Below are 17,368 nucleotides of genomic sequence, written 5' to 3' on the forward strand. Positions count from 1 at the left end.
TCTCCTTAAAATTTATATAAAATAGAAAATGCCAATCCGACATGAATAGCCATAAATCCAAGTATAATACCCCAAACACCCACGAATATAGTTGCGGTCTTAACATTCTCACGAATCTGTATGGAGAACTTCTTATAATCAATAACCCTGTTATTTATAATATTCTCCCTTTCTTCTACACTGTCCGTTAATGAGATATTATAGCTTCCTCTATCCGCATCAAATGTAGACAGCTTAACTCTGAAATCCTTAATACTGCTTGTCGTAGTCCTAAAAAAATCCGGATATAATTGTACAAAATTTCCTGTAGCATTATTTTTAAGTTTAATATCTAAATTATATATAGGAGATACTGAATACTTTTTTCCTGAAAGCCATATATCATATTTACCGCCATCCTCAAGTGTAAAGCTTCCGTCTATAGAACTGACAGGAATTTCATATATCATCTTAGCCTTGGCAAATGCAGTTATCTTTCTAATGCTGATAACCATCAGATATATTCCCACAGGTACAAGAAAAAACAATAAATATCTCAAATCCTTAATAGATTGTAACCAAGACATTTCCGTCCGCCTCCAAAATTTCCTTATAGAACTCCTTCATTCTTTCAAAACAATCAAGAAGATCTTCTTTTATTTCTTCTTCCTCATCGTCATAATCCCAAATATCCGGATAAAGTTCCGCTTCTTTACCTTCTTCCAAGCTAAAGCTTTCTAAGGCACTTTCCATATCAAAGTCTTCAAGTGCTTTTAATATATCGGAAACTCTATCCTTATTTATATAGGCTATAAAATCTTCTATTTTTTCTATAGAAGTCACACCTACTACAGCTTCACTAAGTGGATCTTCCCATATAGGGTCTGACGCACTTACTCCTGTCAGCATATAGTGAAGAAGATCCCAGTTCTTATCTATATCAAGAAGTATTTCGGCCTCATCATTCCAATCTTCCACTGTTTCAAAAATATCATCCTCATTGTCAAATTTTTTAAGTGCTACCAAATCCTTATCACTTAAATACTGATAATTTGCTCTAAGTCCCATTTTACTCTCCTTAAAATTAAAATATTTTTATAAATCTTTTTTGTAGTTTATCCGATGTATATCCTATATTCTCATAAAATTTATGTGCTTCCAAACGATAATTTGCTGAATTCAATCTGATAAAAGCCATATTGTTATCCATAGCATATTTTTCAATACAGCACATTAACTTTTTGCCGACTCCATTGCCCTGAAATTGTGGATCAACAGCCAATCCTAATATATTAAGTCCGGGATCGCTATACACGCTTTCATACACTTGGGCATGAACAAATCCGATAACTTTATGTATATTATCATCTTCATATACCGCAATAATATGATGTTTGTTATCGCAAGATAATTTATTTATTTGATTCCTTACTGTGCTTATATCAACATCATAACCTAAGGCAACTTTGCATATTTTTTGTATTTCTTGTGCATCTGATATATTAATTTCTCTTATCATATATGTTAAACTATCCTCTCAACCGCCCATTCTTGCATACTGAATACCCTTTTTCAAGCTTCCGTTCACAATAATACAATGTCCTGCAAAAATATCATCATCTCTAAAATATGCACTAAATAAACCGCCGGATGTAATAGAAATTGTCTCAATGCCTATTCTCTCGGCAAAGCTCTCTTCTGTAATTTTTGCGGCTTCCTCCTCGGATTCACACCAATCTCTTGCAAGATCTATAAGATTTTCTGCTGCAAATTTTCTCATATTAGCATCCCATTTTTCATCACTTAAGTACAATTCTTTCATAGCTTTTCTTGCCTTTGTGATTCCCGATTTGTTGTCTTTATCAACATCCAAAGAAATATCAATTTTTTTATCAAGCCAAGGAATATGCCCCTCAAAGCTGTTTATAGTTTTATCATACAAAAGCTCACCCAATATATCATCCTCTATGATTATAGGCTTTTTGTACTCTGCAAGAATTTCTTCAAGTTCCGGACTTTGTAAATTTTTTTCTATTACATCCACTAAAAGAAAATCAATTCTTTTTATCATAATCTCCGGCAATTCCTCAGGTAATTTCTCACGCACCTTTAAATGATAAACTGTTTCTTTATCAAATTCCGGTATCAAATGATTTTCATACTCTTTTTCACTTGCTGCAAATACAAATCTACATTCTTCTTTATGTAGCCCTCCTGTTTCACAATCTATATAGCCCAGGCAGCAAATTGCTACTTCCCAAAATCCGTTTCTCTTACTTGTAACATCACCTTCATGTCTAAGTACAAGTATTTCCTGCTCTTCTTCTTCAAAAGAGTTTTCCCATTCGTTCTTAGTCATTTGATTTCTTTTTCTCATATAATCAATGAGTTCCATTAAGGTCAACCCCCTATAAGCTGTGATAATTCATTCTCATCAAGCTTACCGTCAGTATATAACTTTTCAAGCAAATTTTCATCAAAATCTATTTCATAATAGTCTGTTACAAACTCCTTGAAGTCATCATATGTTTCACATATATATCCCATCATCCATTTGCTTCCGTCATCATCAGACAATTTATTTTGATGAATTTTCCCGTCATACCAAATGAAAAATGTTGTTTCATCTATTTCCCATTCATCAAAGAGCGAAATATATTTTTCATCAACACCGTCATATATCTTTTGTATAATACTTCTGTCAAATTCTTTCTTAGCAAACTGACTCAAACTGCTTTCATGTGAAAATCCCTTTATTAGGATTATATCTTCTGTAAAAATGACATTGAGAGTATCGCCGGAGCCGTTATCAACAATATACTTTAAATAAGTTTCATTTTCATCTTTATCAATTATTCTAAGGTATTCCTCAGATGGGTCAGTCAAGGCATTGTCAAGAAAATATAATGCCTCAAGTCCGGTTCGCATATTACCCCAATCCATATTTTTCTTTTACTCCTATTTATAATCAGTTTTTTTATATCTTCCGGAAACATATCCTAAAATACAAATCTGAGCTATATTCCATTCATTTGCAAGATAGATGCTGCATCTGACTTCATCACCTAAAGTATTTTTTGCAATAAACTCATATCTTCCCAGTTCTTCATTATTTGAAATTCTTTCAATATCTGCTACATATGTTTCCTTGAAAAACATATTAAATTCATCCCAAACGGTTAGTGCATCAGCTTTTGTAATTTCCACCTTTAGACAATATCCGATACTGACCTTGCACCTTTTCTTTCTTCCGGTTTCATCAGCCTTAAATACTTTTGTACTGCCCTTATCAAATACCCATTCCTTATCCTTCAGTGCATCTACCTTTTCTGTCAATATATCCTTAAATTTGACGATATTATCCGAAAAGTAATTACAGGCATTTTCAAAAATCTCTAAATTTTCCATTTTGATTATTCCTTTTATGATATTAAATCTGCTCTAATCTCACGATCAAAAATATCAGTCGACATCCACCCACAAATGATATTTTCCACAGTGTAAACATCTAAATAAATATCCGCAAATTGATCCGTCTTTCTCAAGATATTCTTCTATATCATTAAACTCGTTTCGTTTATTGTACTCTTCAAATACTTCTTCTGCAATTCCCATTTCTTTTAATTCTTTTGTTCCTACGCTGCCAAGATATGCACAGTAATCATTACAACAATAAAGCCAATACTCACCCTGCCAGCTCAAATACCCCGGTGTTCTATAAAAGAGTTCGTCTCTCTTTTCCTTATCCGGTACAAAGTCATCATCAACATCCTGAATAAAATCGGCATCATATTTCTTTGCGGCTTCTCCGTTTGAAATACATACAGGACAAAGATAATCCAAATCATCTACAGCATATGGCCTTTTTACATAGTAAGTGTTACTTTCTTTACCGCAACAAGGACATATCTTTGCTTCACCTTCTATAAATGAACCTGTCTCCAAAGGATCAGGATGATATCTGAATTTCGGCAATAATTTTTTACGTTCTTCCCTTTTTAGCCTTTCCTCTTTATTTAGCGGCCTTGGTGTTGCAAATCTGTCACCATGACTCTCATTTAAATCTTTTAAACTTAAAAACTTTTTAATCTTTTTTCTGTCAGATTTATCATATATATTTTCATACAGTTTATATGCACTTTCCATCTTATAAAGCAGTTGATAGACATCAACCAGTACTTCTATAGCTTCTTTTTCAGTATGCTTTGACAATCTATCTGCAAATTCATACAGTGCCAATACACTTTCACTACTCTCATTTTGTTTTATGAAGTTTTCTTTTAATCTGATATATTCTTTTGAAAATTCGTTCATATTTCATCCTTATATAATCAAAGAGTGTCATAGTGTTCTTTTACAAACTCTATAAATTTATATATATCTTTAGATACCTCTTCCATTTCACATGATCCTAGTGCTCCCAAATCATTTTTATATATAGTATCATCCGAGTTCTGTTTTATAAAGAAAGCCAAATCTCCGTCCTGACCGATCATGAAAAAATCAGGCTCATATTCAAAAACCTCATATGTCAGATTTCTTTCCGGCAAATCTTCCTCTTCATAAAGTATCACACCTGTATCTTCTATTGCAAATCCTTCACTCCCTCTTATTTCCTTTAAAAACTTTTCATATATTTTTGGAAGTTTAAAATTTATATTATCCATGGTATTACCTCATATTTTATAGCTCGAACTTTTTCCAATCATCCACTGATTCTATTATCGGTATCAGACTGTCAATTTCAAAATATTCTTTTTCAATAGGGTCGGCATAACCGTCAACAATCAATACTCCGGTGCATCTTATATGAGCATTATCATCTTTTATCTCTATAATTTCAAGCCTATATGAGACCATAGGTTCCGACTCATAAATATAAAATGTATCTTCTCTTTCATCACATTCTTCCAATGTATTTACACTAAAAGTTTCTCCTACAAGATCTTTTACACTGCTTTTGTTTGAATCTATACTGTTTATACAAATAGACGGAGCTGTTAATTCACCACGAAAGTTCCCATCTTTAAACCCTATATCTACAGACCATGCACCGTTATCTTTATCAAATATAAGGCAACTCTGTCTGTCACTTAAATCATCTTCAAAACGGTACTTTTCACCTATCTTCAGCATTTTATACCTCCAAAAAAGAACCGGCTTTGCCGGTCCCTTATATGCTTACTTTAATTAATACCTTGATCCTTTTTAATCTCTTCCAGTTCTGCAAATACTACATCATTTATTACCTTGATGTAAGTACCTTTCATACCGGATGACCTGCTTTCTATTACACCTGCACTTTCAAATTTTCTTAGTGCATTTACTATCACCGATCTGGTGATTCCAACTCTGTCAGCTATCTTACTTGCTACAAGCACACCTTCACTACCTTTCAGCTCTTCAAAGATATGTATTATAGCTTCTAGTTCTGAAAAGCTTAATGTAGATATTGCAGACTTTACAATAGCTATCTTTCTATTTTCCTCTGCATTCTCCTCATTTACACTTCTCATCATTTCCAGTCCTACCACTGTCGTACCATATTCACTCAATATTATGTCATCGATATCAAAGCCATTTTCCTCTTTGTAGATGAATACAGTGCCAAGTCTTGAACCGGCAATATCAATAGGGCTTATAATAGCTTGAAACCTATTGACATATTCTTCGTCAAATCCAAGTGTTGCAAGATTAACATTTTCTTTTGTGGACAATATTGAGAGTAGTCTTTCATTGAGCATTTCATCTATCAGTCCTCCGACTTTATCAGCAATCAATTCTGTAATCTCAGATGTACCCTTATGTGTTCCAACTCCTAATACCTTTCCCTTTTTACTAATAACAAGACTATTTGCTTCGAGTATTTCTGATAATACATCACATATATCATTAAATACAACTTTTTGTGAATTATTATTGTGTAATAACTTGTTAATCTTTCTAGTCTTATCCAATAATTGTACACTCATTCAAGAAAACCTCCCCTTAGAAAACAATGTATTTTCAATAAAGCTCACACTTAAATTTTAGCACAATTCAAACAAATGTACAACTTTTTTATGTAATAATTAATATTATTTGCTTATCTAATCCTATCAAAACCAAATGATACATTATTTCACTTTAGTACTTTCTTTAAAATATCTGAATAATATTAGATAAATTGTATATATTCTGATAACATAATTTAAAAAGGCGAAGTTTTTACTTCGCCTTGCACAATTTATAATTCACTAAATATTTCTTTACCATGTACATATACAGCTTTTATATTTAATGACTTGTCCATTAGAACCAAATCTGCATACTTTCCGTCTTCAATGCTTCCAACTTTATCATATATTCCAATCTGTTTTGCCGGATTTATAGTAGCTGCCGCTACAGCATCCTCAAGTCTAATATGCATATCTTGTACCGCTCTCTTCATACATTCAAAAAGGTTTGTAACAGAACCGGCAATAGTTCCATCATCAAGAACAGCCTTTCTTCCGGTGACAAATACTTTCTGACCACCAAGTGTATACTCTCCGTCACTAAGTCCACAGGCTCTCATACTGTCGCTTATCAGTATGACTCTCTCATTTCCAAACATCTTGAATGTAGCCCTCACAACTGCCGGGTGAATGTGAATACCGTCGCAAATAAGTTCTACACACACTCTATCATTGTCAATAGCTGCACCTATTACTCCGGGTTCTCTATGTGTAAAAGGTGGCATAGCATTATATAAATGAGTAACATGAGATGCCCCCTCTTCAAAGGCCTTGGATGCTATATCATAGTTAGCCATAGTATGTGCAATAGACACTACAACTTTATCTTTAACACCTGCTATGAAATCCATAGCGCCATCTCCCTCGGGAGCGATATCTACAAGCTTAATAAGATTTCCTGACAGCTCATTTAATTCATTAAAGAAATCTACATCAGAGTTTAAAATATATTTTGATGACTGAGCACCTTTTTTAGCTTCACTTATAAAAGGTCCTTCCATATTTATACCCACAAGCTTGGAACCTGTATCACCGGTATACTCAGCAGCTTTTTTCATAATTTCTTTTAGATCATCTTTAGAAATAGTCATTGTAGCCGGACAAATACTTGTTACACCTACTTTAGCCTCATACTCAGCTATATTCTTTATTGTATCTTCCTTTGCATCACAAAAATCATCACCCATACAACCATGGAAATGTATATCTACAAGTCCGGGTATAGCATAAAGCCCCGTGGCATCCACATGCTTTTTGTCTTCTTCAGATGTAAATCCTATATTCATAAATGATGATTCTACAAACTTTTCTCCTGAAATATTTATCTCTCTATTTCTAAATACCCTATCAGCATCAAATACAATAGCATTTTTTATAAGCATGATAAAGCCTCCACATCAACGATGAGGATAAAGTCATTATGTAATTGAAGTATTGATGCAGGCACTTTCGGTGTGATAGGTCCAAAGAATGCTTCTTTTACTATTTCAGCCTTTCCCTTACCATTTACTACCATAAGTACACGTTTTGCTCTCATAATACTTCCAATGCCCATAGTATATGCCTGTTTTGGTACATCATCTATACTTGCAAAGAATCTCTTGTTAGCCTCTATTGTACTCTGTGTCAAATCTACTACATGAGTTTCATCAATGAACTCATCACATGGCTCATTGAAACCTATATGTCCATTATTTCCAAGGCCCAAAAGCTGTAAATCTATTCCACCATAATTTTTTATAATATTCTCATAGTCCTGTCCGGCTTTTACTGCATCCGGCTCCATACCATCAGGTACATTCGTATTATTTTTATCTATATTAACATGATCAAAAAGATGTGAGTGCATAAAATAATAATAACTCTGATCATTTTCCTTTGTAAGTCCTCTGTACTCGTCCAGGTTTACAGTCTTTATTTCGCTAAAATCAAGTCTGCCTGCCTCATATCTTCTTACAAGTTCCTCATAAGTTCCTATTGGTGTTGAACCCGTAGCAAGTCCAAGTACAGCATCAGGCTTTAAAAGTATCTCTGCACCTATTATGTCTGCTGCCATTTCACTCATTTCTTTATAATCTTTTGCACATAAAATTCGCATAATATTTTCCCCCCTATGCTAACTGTGATTTAAATTCTTCTTTTGCTTTCTCAAGAGCGTCTTTGATACCTGCCGGATTCTTTCCCCCTGCTTGAGCGATATTTGGTCTACCGCCTCCACCTCCACCTACAAGTGTAGCAATAGCTTTGATGATATTTCCGGCATGTGCTCCTGCCTTAAGAGCATTGTCACCTGCCATACATAAAAGATTTACCTTACCGTCAACATCTGATGCAAGTACGACCATACCGTCATCCACATCATTTCTTAATTTATCTCCAAGATTTCTAAGCTCATTCATCTCAACACCGCTTACCTGCATTGCAATAAACTTGATACCATTTATTGTTTCAATATTTTCAGCACTATCTCCAAGTGCCTCACTTGCAAGCTTTGCCTTAAGCTTCTCATTCTCAGATTTGAGAGCTTTCATCTCATCAAGCAAGCTCTCAGTCTTTGTAATAAGATCAGATTCACCTGTTTTTAATAGCTCAGCTATTCTTTGCATTCTGCTTTCGATTTCCTGATAGAATTCGATAACCCCATCACCTGTAAGAGCTTCTATTCTTCTTACACCTGCTGCAATACCATTCTCAGACAGCACCTTAAAAAGCTTGATATCTGATGTATTATGTACATGAGTACCACCGCAAAGTTCCTTTGAGAAATCTCCCATGCTTACGACTCTTACATCACCCTGATATTTCTCACCAAAGAGTGCCATAGCACCACTCTTTTTAGCCTCTTCCACATTCATCACATCTGTAACTACCGGAAGAGCTTTATTTACCTCTGTATTTACAAGTGCCTCTACCGCTGCAATCTCTTCTCTTGAAAGACTCTTAAAATGTGTAAAGTCAAATCTGAGTCTGTCCGCTGCTACATAGCTTCCTGCCTGCTCTACATGGTTTCCAAGCACCTCTCTAAGTGCTTTATGTAAAAGGTGAGTTGCAGAGTGATTAGCTGCTGTCTTCTTTCTATTATCTGGATCTACAACAGTTTCCACTGTATCTCCAAGCCTGAACATACCCTGACTTACAAATCCTACATGACCTATTTTATCACCTGCAAGCTTGATAACATCCACTACATTAAATACTGCATCATCTTTCTTTATTAAACCTATATCTGCATTCTGACCACCCATAGTAGCATAGAATGAAGTCTTATCAAGAATAATAGTTCCATGATCTCCTTCTGCAATAGCTTCCACTATTTCATCTTCTGTGGTAAGCGCTGTTATATTTCCTGTATCAATAAGGCTGTCATATCCCTCAAATACTGTAGTAAGCTTAGGGTCAAGCGATTGATATATTGTAACATCAGCTCCCATATAGTTTGTAGCTTTTCTGGCTGCTCTTGCCTGATTTCTCTGGGCCTCCATAGCCTTATTAAATCCTGCCTCATCTACACTGAAACCTTTTTCCTCTATTATCTCTTTTGTAAGATCAAGAGGGAAACCGTATGTATCATAGAGTCTGAAAGCATCCTCACCTGAAATTACCTTTTCACCACTCTTAGCAAGGTTTTCTTCTATCTCTGCGAGGATTGAAAGTCCCTGGTCTATAGTCTTATCAAATTTATTCTCTTCCTCAGTAAGAACCTTAAGGATCATCTCCTTCTTCTCCTCAAGCTCAGGATAGCCGTCCTTTGAAAGCTCTATTGCGGTATTTGCAAGAGAAGCTAAAAAAGTATCCTTTATTCCAAGCATCCTTCCATGTCTTGCGGCTCTTCTTAAAAGTCTTCTGAGAACATAACCTCTACCCTCATTACTTGGCATAATACCGTCTGAAATCATAAATGTACATGATCTGATATGGTCTGTAATAAGGCGTAGTGATATATCCTTTTTTGCATCCTCTTTATATGATGTCTTTGCCAAATCTGCAACCCTGTCAAGCAGATTCTTTATAGTATCAACCTCAAATATGGACTCTACATCCTGAAGTGCTACCGCAAGTCTTTCAAGTCCCATACCTGTATCTATATTCTTTTGGATAAGCTCTGTGTAATTACCCTTGCCGTCTGAATTGAACTGCGAAAATACATTATTCCATACTTCCATATATCTGTCGCAGTCACAACCTACTGTACAGCTTTCCTTACCACAGCCATACTTCTCACCTCTGTCATAGTATACTTCTGAACAAGGTCCACAAGGTCCCTCTCCATGCTCCCAGAAGTTATCTTCTTTTCCGAACTTAAATATTCTATCAGCCGGAATCCCTATCTCTTTATTCCAAATCTCAAATGCCTCATCATCCTCTAAATATACTGAAGGATAAAGTCTATTAGCATCAAGACCTGCTACTTCTGTCAAGAACTCCCATGTCCAAGCTATAGCCTCATGCTTAAAATAATCTCCAAATGAGAAGTTTCCAAGCATCTCAAAGAATGTACCATGTCTTGCTGTCTTTCCTACATTCTCAATATCTCCTGTACGAATACACTTTTGACAAGTACATACTCTTCTTCTTGGCGGTATTTCCTGACCTGTAAAGTACGGCTTAAGCGGTGCCATACCTGAATTGATCAATAATAGTGAATTATCATTATGAGGAACCAAAGAAAAACTCTTCATTACCAAATGTCCCTTGCTCTCAAAAAAGTCAAGGAATTTCTTTCTTATTTGGTTCACCCCTTTTTCACTGTTAATACTTGTATTACTCATATATCTATTACTTTCCTTTTCTCATATCTCTTACTTTTTTGCCTAGTTTTATACCCACAAAAGCCAATATTCCAAATACAACAGCCTTAACTAAACTTCCTATAAATGATGACAACAAAACAGCCATAATACACCTCACTTATTCTTAGGCAATGCCCTTTATTTTATGGACAAAACTGCTTTTATAATATCACAATAATGGCTAAAACTCAATGTACATGTTGATATGGTTAATTTGCTTACTGTAGTCAATATTTTTTAGGTAGTTTCTTCTTTATTGTAAATTTGTATTAACTCTATACTATAAAAGCCTTATTTAATATTGCAGTATATGTTGATATTCTGTGGTATAATGTAGTTTAAAAAATTACTATCAATATATGTTTTAGAATAGGGGTACAACATGGCTTTTGACGGTATAGTCATATCAAATTTATCATACGAGCTTAATACAAATCTTGTGGGCGGAAGAATATCAAAGATATCAATGCCTGAAGAAAATGAGCTTATTTTTACAATAAAAAACAATGCAAAGACCTACAGACTTTTAATTTCTGCAAGTGCTTCTCTTCCACTGGTTTATCTTACCGATGTAAATAAACCTGCTCCAAAGGTTGCTCCTGCTTTTTTGATGTTGCTTAGAAAATATATCGGAACAGCAAAAATAACTGATATATTTCAAATGGGACTTGAGAGAATACTCTGCTTTAAGCTTGAACATCTAAATGAACTAGGAGATCTGAGTCATAAATGCATGTATGTGGAAATAATGGGTAAGCATTCCAATATAATCTTTACCGATGAAAATAATAAAATAATCGATTCTATCAAGAGGATCTCCGCAAATATGAGTTCTTTAAGGGAAGTACTTCCGGGAAGGGAATACTTCCTGCCTGATGAATTAAAGAAAAAAGATTTGTTAAATACTGAACTTGAGGAGTTTATAGAGATTTTAAAATCAAAGGAATATGCTCTGTCAAAGTCCATTTATATGAACTTTGCAGGTATCAGTCCGCTTATTGCTGAGGAAATAGTTTTAAGGGCTTCTCTTTCCTCACAAGCTCCTTCCACATCACTAAGTGAACTTGAATATACTCATCTTTTTCATACAATAAAGAATTTACTTGATGATATAAGCTCTCACAACTTCTCACCAAATATAGTATACAGAAAAGAAGAAGCTATTGAGTTTTCTTCTGTCAAGCTTTATTCATATGAAAGTGATGAATATAAAAATACGTACTATGACTCTATCAGTAAGATGTTATATGATTTCTACTCTTCCAGAGAATCCTTTGTGCTTAACAGGCAAAAGAGCTCAGATCTACGTCGTATTGTAAATACTGCATTGGAAAGAGCAAGTAAAAAGTATGACCTTCAGGAAAAGCAGCTTCAAGATGCTGATAAAAAAGATATTTACAGAATATACGGAGACCTTTTAAATACTTACGGATACAGCCTTAAAGGAGGAGAAAGTTCCTTTACAACCGAAAATTTCTATGATGAAAATAAAGAGATAACAATTCCATTGGATAAAAACAAGACTGCCAAAGAAAATGCAAAAAAATACTATGATAAGTATGCAAAACTTAGCAGAACCACAAAGGCACTCAGTGAAGAAATTTTAAATACAAAAAATGATATTGAACATTTGCTCTCTATTCAAACTGCACTTGAGGTTTCAAGTGATGATGAGAGTCTTTCACAGATCCGTCAGGAGCTTGTAGATTTCGGTTATATCAAAAAACATTCTTCAGTAAAACAAAAAAAGAGTACCTCTCATCCATATCACTATATTTCAACGGACGGTTATGATATATATGTGGGTAAAAATAATTATCAGAATGAGGAGCTTACCTTTAAAGTCGCTACCGGAAATGACTGGTGGTTTCACGCAAAGGGTATACCGGGTTCACATGTAATTTTAAAATCAAACAATGAAGAGGAACTTCCTGACAGAGTATATGAAGAAGCTGCCGCACTCGCTGCCTTCTATTCAAAGGCAAAAGATTCCGAGAAGGTCGAAGTGGACTATATACAAAAGAAAAATATAAAAAAAGTTGCAGGTGCAGCTCCCGGCTTTGTAATCTATCATTCCAACTGGTCAATGATAGCTACACCAAAGGCTGATTTACAACTTGTAAAATAATTTTATAAGGCTGTTATTGAAATACAACACAAAAAAGTATTATCTTCAATAACAGCCCTTTTATCTTTACATTCCAATACTCTCTGAAATCCTGTCTCTAAGCATAAGTGCATCCACTGCCTGCTTTGGATCCTTATTTTCAAAAAGAACAGCATTCACTTCATCAACAATAGGCATACAGATATTGTACTTTTCAGCCAAAGATTTGGCAGCCTTTGCAGAATATACACCTTCTACAACCATTGACACTTCTTTCATAGCCTCATCCATAGTCTTTCCCTGTCCCATAAGCATACCTGCTTTTCTGTTTCTACTATGCTTACTTGCACAAGTAACTATCAAATCACCAATACCTGAAAGTCCATAGAAAGTCTCCAGATTTGCTCCCATAGCTGTACCAAGTCTGCTTATTTCGACAATTCCTCTGGTAATGAGTGCTGCTTTTGCATTGTCGCCATAACCAAGTCCATCTGAGATACCTGCTGCCAAAGCTATAACATTTTTTAGTGAACCGCCAAGCTCAATTCCAAGCATATCTGTAGAAGTATATACTCTAAATACCGGACTCATAAACACTGACTGAATAAGCTCTGCAGTTTTTAAATCATTTGCTCCTGCTACACAGGTTGTAGGAAGAAGTCTTACCACTTCTTCTGCATGGCTTGGTCCTGAAAGTACTGCTACATTTGCATTCTTTATTTCATCTAAAATCTGCTCTGTAAGTATTTTAAGAGTATTTTCTTCAACACCCTTTGCAACATTTACAATTATTTGGCCATCTTTATAGAATGGTGCCATCCTTTTTGCAGTGCTTCTAGTAAAAATAGAAGGTACTGAAAGCACACAAATCTTTGAGCCCTCCATAGCAACTTCCAAATCGCTTTCAAATCTAATAGCTTCATCAAATACAACACCCGGAAGATTTTTATGTGTACGGCTTTCTCTAAGCTCTTTTATCTCGCTTTCAATTGCAGACCACACTTTTATACTATGTCCATTATCAAATAGGAGTCTTGCAAGTGCCATACCCCAAGTACCTGAACCAATAACTGAAATATTCATTTTCACACCTTTTTCCCTATTTTATTCTCCGTACCACTAAGTAGTCTTTTTATATTTGCTCTATGCATAAATATTGATAAAAATCCGATAACAACAACTAAAAGTCTAAATTCCATCGGTGAACTTCCATTGGCAAATCCGTAGTTTGTCTTTACCAACAGATGTGACATACCTATGAAGATAATCATTACAACTATTGATGCCAATGACACATATCTTGTAAAAGCAACTATAACTATAAATGCAGCTAGACAGACTGCTGCAATCCTTATATCCAAAGCCATTATAATACCTGCTGTGGAAGCAACTCCCTTTCCACCTTTAAACCCAAGATAGAATGGGAAGTTGTGACCAAGTACCACACCAAGTCCAATATAGAGCATATACATATAGCTTAAACTTACATTATCTCTAAAAATATATCTTACAACCAAACAGGGAATCAAGGATTTACAAAAATCTCCTAAAAAAACTATAAGTCCTGCCTTTGGGCCAAGTACCCTAAGAGTATTTGTTGCACCGGCATTTCCTGAACCATAATTTCTTATATCCATCTTATTGAGTTTTCCGAATATGTATCCGGTCTCTATATTTCCGATAATATATCCTATTATTAAAAGAAGAATTCTAATCATTATTTATTGTCCTCTCCTCTTTCTCTGATAATAAATCTTATAGATGTACCCTTAAATCCAAAGGCCTCTCTAATCTTGTTCTCCAAATATCTTTGATAGGAGAAATGCATAAGTTGCTTTATATTTACAAAAATAACAAATGTAGGCGGCTTTACTGCTACCTGTGTGGTATAGAATATCTTTAATCTCTTACCCTTATCTGATGGTGGCTGCTGCATTACTGTAGCTTCTGAGATAATCTCATTTAAAACACCTGTCTGTATTCTGAGTGTCTGATTCTCTCTGACAATATCTATCATCTCAAAAAGCTTTTGAAGTCTCTGACCGCTTAGTGCAGATATAAAGACAAACTCCGCATATGGCATAAATGAAAGTATTCTCTTTATATTATTGGTGTACTCATAAATAGTTTTATTATCCTTTTCAATAAGATCCCATTTATTTACAGCAACAATAATACCCTTACCCTTATCATGTGCTATTCCGGCAATCTTTGCATCCTGCTCTGTAACACCCTCATTTGCATCAATAACAAGTATTACCACATCAGCTCTGTCTACAGCAGTTACAGTTCTAATTATTGAATATCTTTCAATATCTTCTTTTACCTTTGATTTTCTTCTAAGGCCTGCTGTATCTATAAAAACATATTCCTGCTTATTGTTTACAACTACAGTATCTATAGCATCTCTGGTAGTTCCTGCAATATCCGATACGATTACTCTGTTTTGACCTGTAAGTCTGTTGATAATAGATGATTTACCTACATTTGGCTTTCCGACTATGGCAATTCTCGGTCTGTCATCATCCTCATCATCTTCAGTGTCCCTACTCTTAAAATGTGCCGCTACAGCCTCAAGTAAGTCACCTATACCAAGTCTGGATGCCGCTGATACCGGTACAGGATCTCCTATTCCCAGATTGTAAAACTCATATACATCATTTCCAAATTTAGCCATTGAGTCAACCTTGTTTACGGCAAGTACAACCGGTTTTCTTGACTTTCTTAACATATCACAAACCTTAGAGTCAGAATCCACAAGACCTTGACGCACATCTGTAATAAATACTATTACATCTGCTGTCTCTATAGCTATCTCAGCCTGTTCTCTCATCTGTGAAAGTATGATATCACTGCTGTCCGGCTCTATTCCACCTGTATCTATAAGTGTAAAATTCATATCAAGCCATGTACAATCGGCATATATTCTGTCTCTTGTCACTCCCGGGGTATCCTTTACTATGGAAATAGGCTCCCCTGCTATGGCGTTAAACAATGTAGACTTTCCTACATTCGGCCTGCCTATAATGGCAACTACGGGTTTACTCATTATTAACTCCTTTTTCATATGCCTTATAGGCATTTTCTTCTATATAACTGTCAGATACTATGGCATTTACCAGATCGTAACCTGACTGACCGACAATAACTGTTTTGACATTTAATTCTCTTTCAATATCGGTTCTGGTTAAATCATCCAGCAATACCTCTTCTCCACTTCTAAACATATTTACAGAGAGCAAAAGTCTTTCGCCCAGATCCTTTCCCTTTAGCTGATTTATTATATCAACTCCGGTCAAAAGCCCCGCAACGGTAATCCTCTCTCCAAAGAAATCATTTCTTATGGTATAGAAATTTATCTTTTTTGCCGGGAATCTTTTCTCAACCTTTTTTGCCAGTTTCTTCATGGAATGTGCAGGCAAAATGGCTGTTGCGATACTTATAACCTCTTCCTTTTTCATATCCGCTTTATCTATTTGCAAGGTTTCTATTGCATCTTGTACTTCCTCACTCAGAAGTCTAAGCATTCCCACACCGTTTTCCAGCTGTATATACCCGTCATAGGTATCTTCCCCGGGCATTTCTCTTTCTGCAATCAGATAAAACTCATCACTTGCCTGAGCAAAATGTATATTACATTTTTCCATAGCTTTTCTTTGAATATCCTCTATAATTTCTATGGTCTCTATTGCCTTAGCCTTATCCACAAGTGAAAGTCTTGGCAAATCGTCCCTGTACTTTGTAACACCTACAGGCACTACCGATACGCTCTCCATTGTAGGTGCGTATTTTAATAAATCATTTAATGTACGCTTTAACTCTTCACCGTCATTATACCCCGGACACATAACCACCTGCCCGTTCATAGGTACATTTTTCTCATAAAGCTTATCTATATACCTTAGTGACTCTCCTGCAAAGCGATTGTGAAGCATCTTTTTTCTAAGTTCAGGATTTGTAGTATGTACTGATATATTGATAGGTGCCAAATTAAACCTTATTATTCTATCAATATCCGCATCCTTCATATTTGTGAGTGTTACATAATTCCCTTGTAAAAAGGAAAGTCTGGAATCATCATCTTTAAAATAAAGTGTCTCTCTCATTCCCTGTGGCATCTGGTCTATAAAGCAGAATATACAGTTGTTTGTACAGGATTTATAATCACTCATAAGTCCCTCTTCAAACTCCAGTCCTATATCTTCATAGTCATTTTCAATATCCAGCTCCCACTCTTCACCATTTGCTTTTTCAATCACCATGGTGAACTCTTCGGCATTTATATAATATCTATAATCTAATACATCTTTTATTTCATTACCATCAATAGATATAAGCTTATCTCCCGGCTCTATTTCAAGCTCCTCGGCTATAGACCCTTTGGCAATGCTCTTTATTATATGAAAACTCATTTTACTCCATTCATTTGTAAATAGCAAATGACATATACTACTATAACGGAAAAAGCCACGAGATACGAGCTCGTGGCTTTCTTA

18 protein-coding genes are annotated in these 17,368 nt (G+C 35.1%); 1 reads left to right on the top strand and 17 read right to left on the bottom strand.

The genetic code is table 11. From position 1 onward, the window contains the following. Positions 1–5: 5 nt before the first annotated feature. The 13 genes from D4A81_RS07250 to alaS all read right to left on the bottom strand — a co-directional run bounded on the left by D4A81_RS07250 (position 6) and on the right by alaS (position 10,744). Positions 6–566 (bottom strand): hypothetical protein, encoded by a 561-nt coding sequence (locus D4A81_RS07250; protein WP_111524513.1) that lies wholly within the window; start codon positions 564–566, stop codon positions 6–8. Next, positions 544–1,047: a YfbM family protein gene (locus tag D4A81_RS07255; protein ID WP_111524514.1), complete on the bottom strand. Its 504-nt coding sequence runs from the start codon at positions 1,045–1,047 to the stop codon at positions 544–546. Before D4A81_RS07255 ends, D4A81_RS07250 begins: the two co-directional genes overlap by 23 nt. A 16-nt stretch (positions 1,048–1,063) precedes the next feature. Then, positions 1,064–1,498 carry a GNAT family N-acetyltransferase gene (locus D4A81_RS07260; protein WP_111524515.1) on the bottom strand — a complete coding sequence of 145 codons (435 nt, stop codon included), beginning with the start codon at positions 1,496–1,498 and terminating at the stop codon, positions 1,064–1,066. 18 nt (positions 1,499–1,516) lie between these two features. Continuing rightward, positions 1,517–2,374 carry a DUF2262 domain-containing protein gene (locus D4A81_RS07265; protein WP_111524516.1) on the bottom strand — a complete coding sequence of 286 codons (858 nt, stop codon included), beginning with the start codon at positions 2,372–2,374 and terminating at the stop codon, positions 1,517–1,519. Between the two features lie 5 nt (positions 2,375–2,379). Then, a complete protein-coding gene (locus D4A81_RS07270; protein ID WP_111524517.1) occupies positions 2,380–2,922 on the bottom strand; it encodes a hypothetical protein in 543 nt (180 codons plus the stop codon). A 15-nt stretch (positions 2,923–2,937) separates the two neighbouring features. Continuing rightward, a complete protein-coding gene (locus D4A81_RS07275) occupies positions 2,938–3,387 on the bottom strand; it encodes a hypothetical protein (protein ID WP_111524518.1) in 450 nt (149 codons plus the stop codon). A 54-nt stretch (positions 3,388–3,441) separates the two neighbouring features. Next, positions 3,442–4,293, bottom strand: a complete 852-nt coding sequence (locus tag D4A81_RS07280) for a CbrC family protein (RefSeq protein ID WP_111524519.1) — start codon at positions 4,291–4,293, stop codon at positions 3,442–3,444. A 17-nt stretch (positions 4,294–4,310) separates the two neighbouring features. Beyond that, the gene (locus D4A81_RS07285; RefSeq protein WP_111524520.1) at positions 4,311–4,646 is read right to left on the bottom strand and encodes a hypothetical protein; all 336 of its coding nucleotides are present in this window, start codon (positions 4,644–4,646) and stop codon (positions 4,311–4,313) included. 16 nt (positions 4,647–4,662) lie between these two features. Continuing rightward, positions 4,663–5,115 (bottom strand): hypothetical protein, encoded by a 453-nt coding sequence (locus D4A81_RS07290; protein WP_111524521.1) that lies wholly within the window; start codon positions 5,113–5,115, stop codon positions 4,663–4,665. Between the two features lie 50 nt (positions 5,116–5,165). Then, positions 5,166–5,951, bottom strand: coding sequence for a GTP-sensing pleiotropic transcriptional regulator CodY (gene codY, locus D4A81_RS07295; protein WP_111524522.1), 786 nt, complete (start codon positions 5,949–5,951; stop codon positions 5,166–5,168). A gap of 254 nt (positions 5,952–6,205) precedes the next feature. Then, positions 6,206–7,357 carry an N-acetylglucosamine-6-phosphate deacetylase gene (gene nagA, locus D4A81_RS07300; protein WP_111524523.1) on the bottom strand — a complete coding sequence of 384 codons (1,152 nt, stop codon included), beginning with the start codon at positions 7,355–7,357 and terminating at the stop codon, positions 6,206–6,208. After that, the gene (gene nagB / locus D4A81_RS07305; RefSeq protein ID WP_111524524.1) at positions 7,348–8,073 is read right to left on the bottom strand and encodes a glucosamine-6-phosphate deaminase; all 726 of its coding nucleotides are present in this window, start codon (positions 8,071–8,073) and stop codon (positions 7,348–7,350) included. Before nagB ends, nagA begins: the two co-directional genes overlap by 10 nt. A 13-nt stretch (positions 8,074–8,086) precedes the next feature. After that, positions 8,087–10,744, bottom strand: a complete 2,658-nt coding sequence (alaS, locus tag D4A81_RS07310) for an alanine--tRNA ligase (protein WP_111524525.1) — start codon at positions 10,742–10,744, stop codon at positions 8,087–8,089. A gap of 403 nt (positions 10,745–11,147) precedes the next feature. On the opposite strand from alaS, the gene D4A81_RS07315 reads away from it, so the two are divergent. Next, positions 11,148–12,893 carry an Rqc2 family fibronectin-binding protein gene (locus D4A81_RS07315; RefSeq protein WP_111524526.1) on the top strand — a complete coding sequence of 582 codons (1,746 nt, stop codon included), beginning with the start codon at positions 11,148–11,150 and terminating at the stop codon, positions 12,891–12,893. Positions 12,894–12,959: 66 nt separating this feature from the next. Here D4A81_RS07315 and D4A81_RS07320 read toward each other — a convergent pair whose 3' ends face one another. From D4A81_RS07320 to D4A81_RS07335, 4 genes are read right to left on the bottom strand one after another with little or no spacing between them, the layout of a single operon-like run. Next, positions 12,960–13,955 carry an NAD(P)H-dependent glycerol-3-phosphate dehydrogenase gene (locus tag D4A81_RS07320; RefSeq protein ID WP_111524527.1) on the bottom strand — a complete coding sequence of 332 codons (996 nt, stop codon included), beginning with the start codon at positions 13,953–13,955 and terminating at the stop codon, positions 12,960–12,962. Between the two features lie 2 nt (positions 13,956–13,957). After that, complete coding sequence (gene plsY, locus D4A81_RS07325) at positions 13,958–14,590, bottom strand: glycerol-3-phosphate 1-O-acyltransferase PlsY (RefSeq protein WP_111524528.1); 633 nt, start codon at positions 14,588–14,590, stop codon at positions 13,958–13,960. Then, positions 14,590–15,921: a ribosome biogenesis GTPase Der gene (gene der, locus D4A81_RS07330; RefSeq protein WP_111524529.1), complete on the bottom strand. Its 1,332-nt coding sequence runs from the start codon at positions 15,919–15,921 to the stop codon at positions 14,590–14,592. Before der ends, plsY begins: the two co-directional genes overlap by 1 nt. Further along, entirely contained in the window at positions 15,914–17,284 is a 1,371-nt protein-coding gene (locus D4A81_RS07335; RefSeq protein WP_111524530.1) for a DUF512 domain-containing protein, read from the bottom strand. Before D4A81_RS07335 ends, der begins: the two co-directional genes overlap by 8 nt. Between the last annotated feature and the right edge of the window lie 84 nt (positions 17,285–17,368).

Origin of the sequence: Lachnoanaerobaculum umeaense (genome assembly GCF_003589745.1) — a bacterium.
Lineage (GTDB): Bacteria > Bacillota > Clostridia > Lachnospirales > Lachnospiraceae > Lachnoanaerobaculum > Lachnoanaerobaculum umeaense.

Bases quoted from the DNA above. Each gene is read 5' to 3' on its own strand.
- D4A81_RS07250 (WP_111524513.1), bottom strand. From the start codon at position 566: ATGTCTTGGTTACAATCTATTAAGGATTTGAGATATTTATTGTTTTTT.
- D4A81_RS07255 (WP_111524514.1), bottom strand. From the start codon at position 1,047: ATGGGACTTAGAGCAAATTATCAGTATTTAAGTGATAAGGATTTGGTA.
- D4A81_RS07260 (WP_111524515.1), bottom strand. From the start codon at position 1,498: ATGATAAGAGAAATTAATATATCAGATGCACAAGAAATACAAAAAATA.
- D4A81_RS07265 (WP_111524516.1), bottom strand. From the start codon at position 2,374: ATGGAACTCATTGATTATATGAGAAAAAGAAATCAAATGACTAAGAAC.
- D4A81_RS07270 (WP_111524517.1), bottom strand. From the start codon at position 2,922: ATGGATTGGGGTAATATGCGAACCGGACTTGAGGCATTATATTTTCTT.
- D4A81_RS07275 (WP_111524518.1), bottom strand. From the start codon at position 3,387: ATGGAAAATTTAGAGATTTTTGAAAATGCCTGTAATTACTTTTCGGAT.
- D4A81_RS07280 (WP_111524519.1), bottom strand. From the start codon at position 4,293: ATGAACGAATTTTCAAAAGAATATATCAGATTAAAAGAAAACTTCATA.
- D4A81_RS07285 (WP_111524520.1), bottom strand. From the start codon at position 4,646: ATGGATAATATAAATTTTAAACTTCCAAAAATATATGAAAAGTTTTTA.
- D4A81_RS07290 (WP_111524521.1), bottom strand. From the start codon at position 5,115: ATGCTGAAGATAGGTGAAAAGTACCGTTTTGAAGATGATTTAAGTGAC.
- codY (WP_111524522.1), bottom strand. From the start codon at position 5,951: ATGAGTGTACAATTATTGGATAAGACTAGAAAGATTAACAAGTTATTA.
- nagA (WP_111524523.1), bottom strand. From the start codon at position 7,357: ATGCTTATAAAAAATGCTATTGTATTTGATGCTGATAGGGTATTTAGA.
- nagB (WP_111524524.1), bottom strand. From the start codon at position 8,073: ATGCGAATTTTATGTGCAAAAGATTATAAAGAAATGAGTGAAATGGCA.
- alaS (WP_111524525.1), bottom strand. From the start codon at position 10,744: ATGAGTAATACAAGTATTAACAGTGAAAAAGGGGTGAACCAAATAAGA.
- D4A81_RS07315 (WP_111524526.1), top strand. From the start codon at position 11,148: ATGGCTTTTGACGGTATAGTCATATCAAATTTATCATACGAGCTTAAT.
- D4A81_RS07320 (WP_111524527.1), bottom strand. From the start codon at position 13,955: ATGAATATTTCAGTTATTGGTTCAGGTACTTGGGGTATGGCACTTGCA.
- plsY (WP_111524528.1), bottom strand. From the start codon at position 14,590: ATGATTAGAATTCTTCTTTTAATAATAGGATATATTATCGGAAATATA.
- der (WP_111524529.1), bottom strand. From the start codon at position 15,921: ATGAGTAAACCCGTAGTTGCCATTATAGGCAGGCCGAATGTAGGAAAG.
- D4A81_RS07335 (WP_111524530.1), bottom strand. From the start codon at position 17,284: ATGAGTTTTCATATAATAAAGAGCATTGCCAAAGGGTCTATAGCCGAG.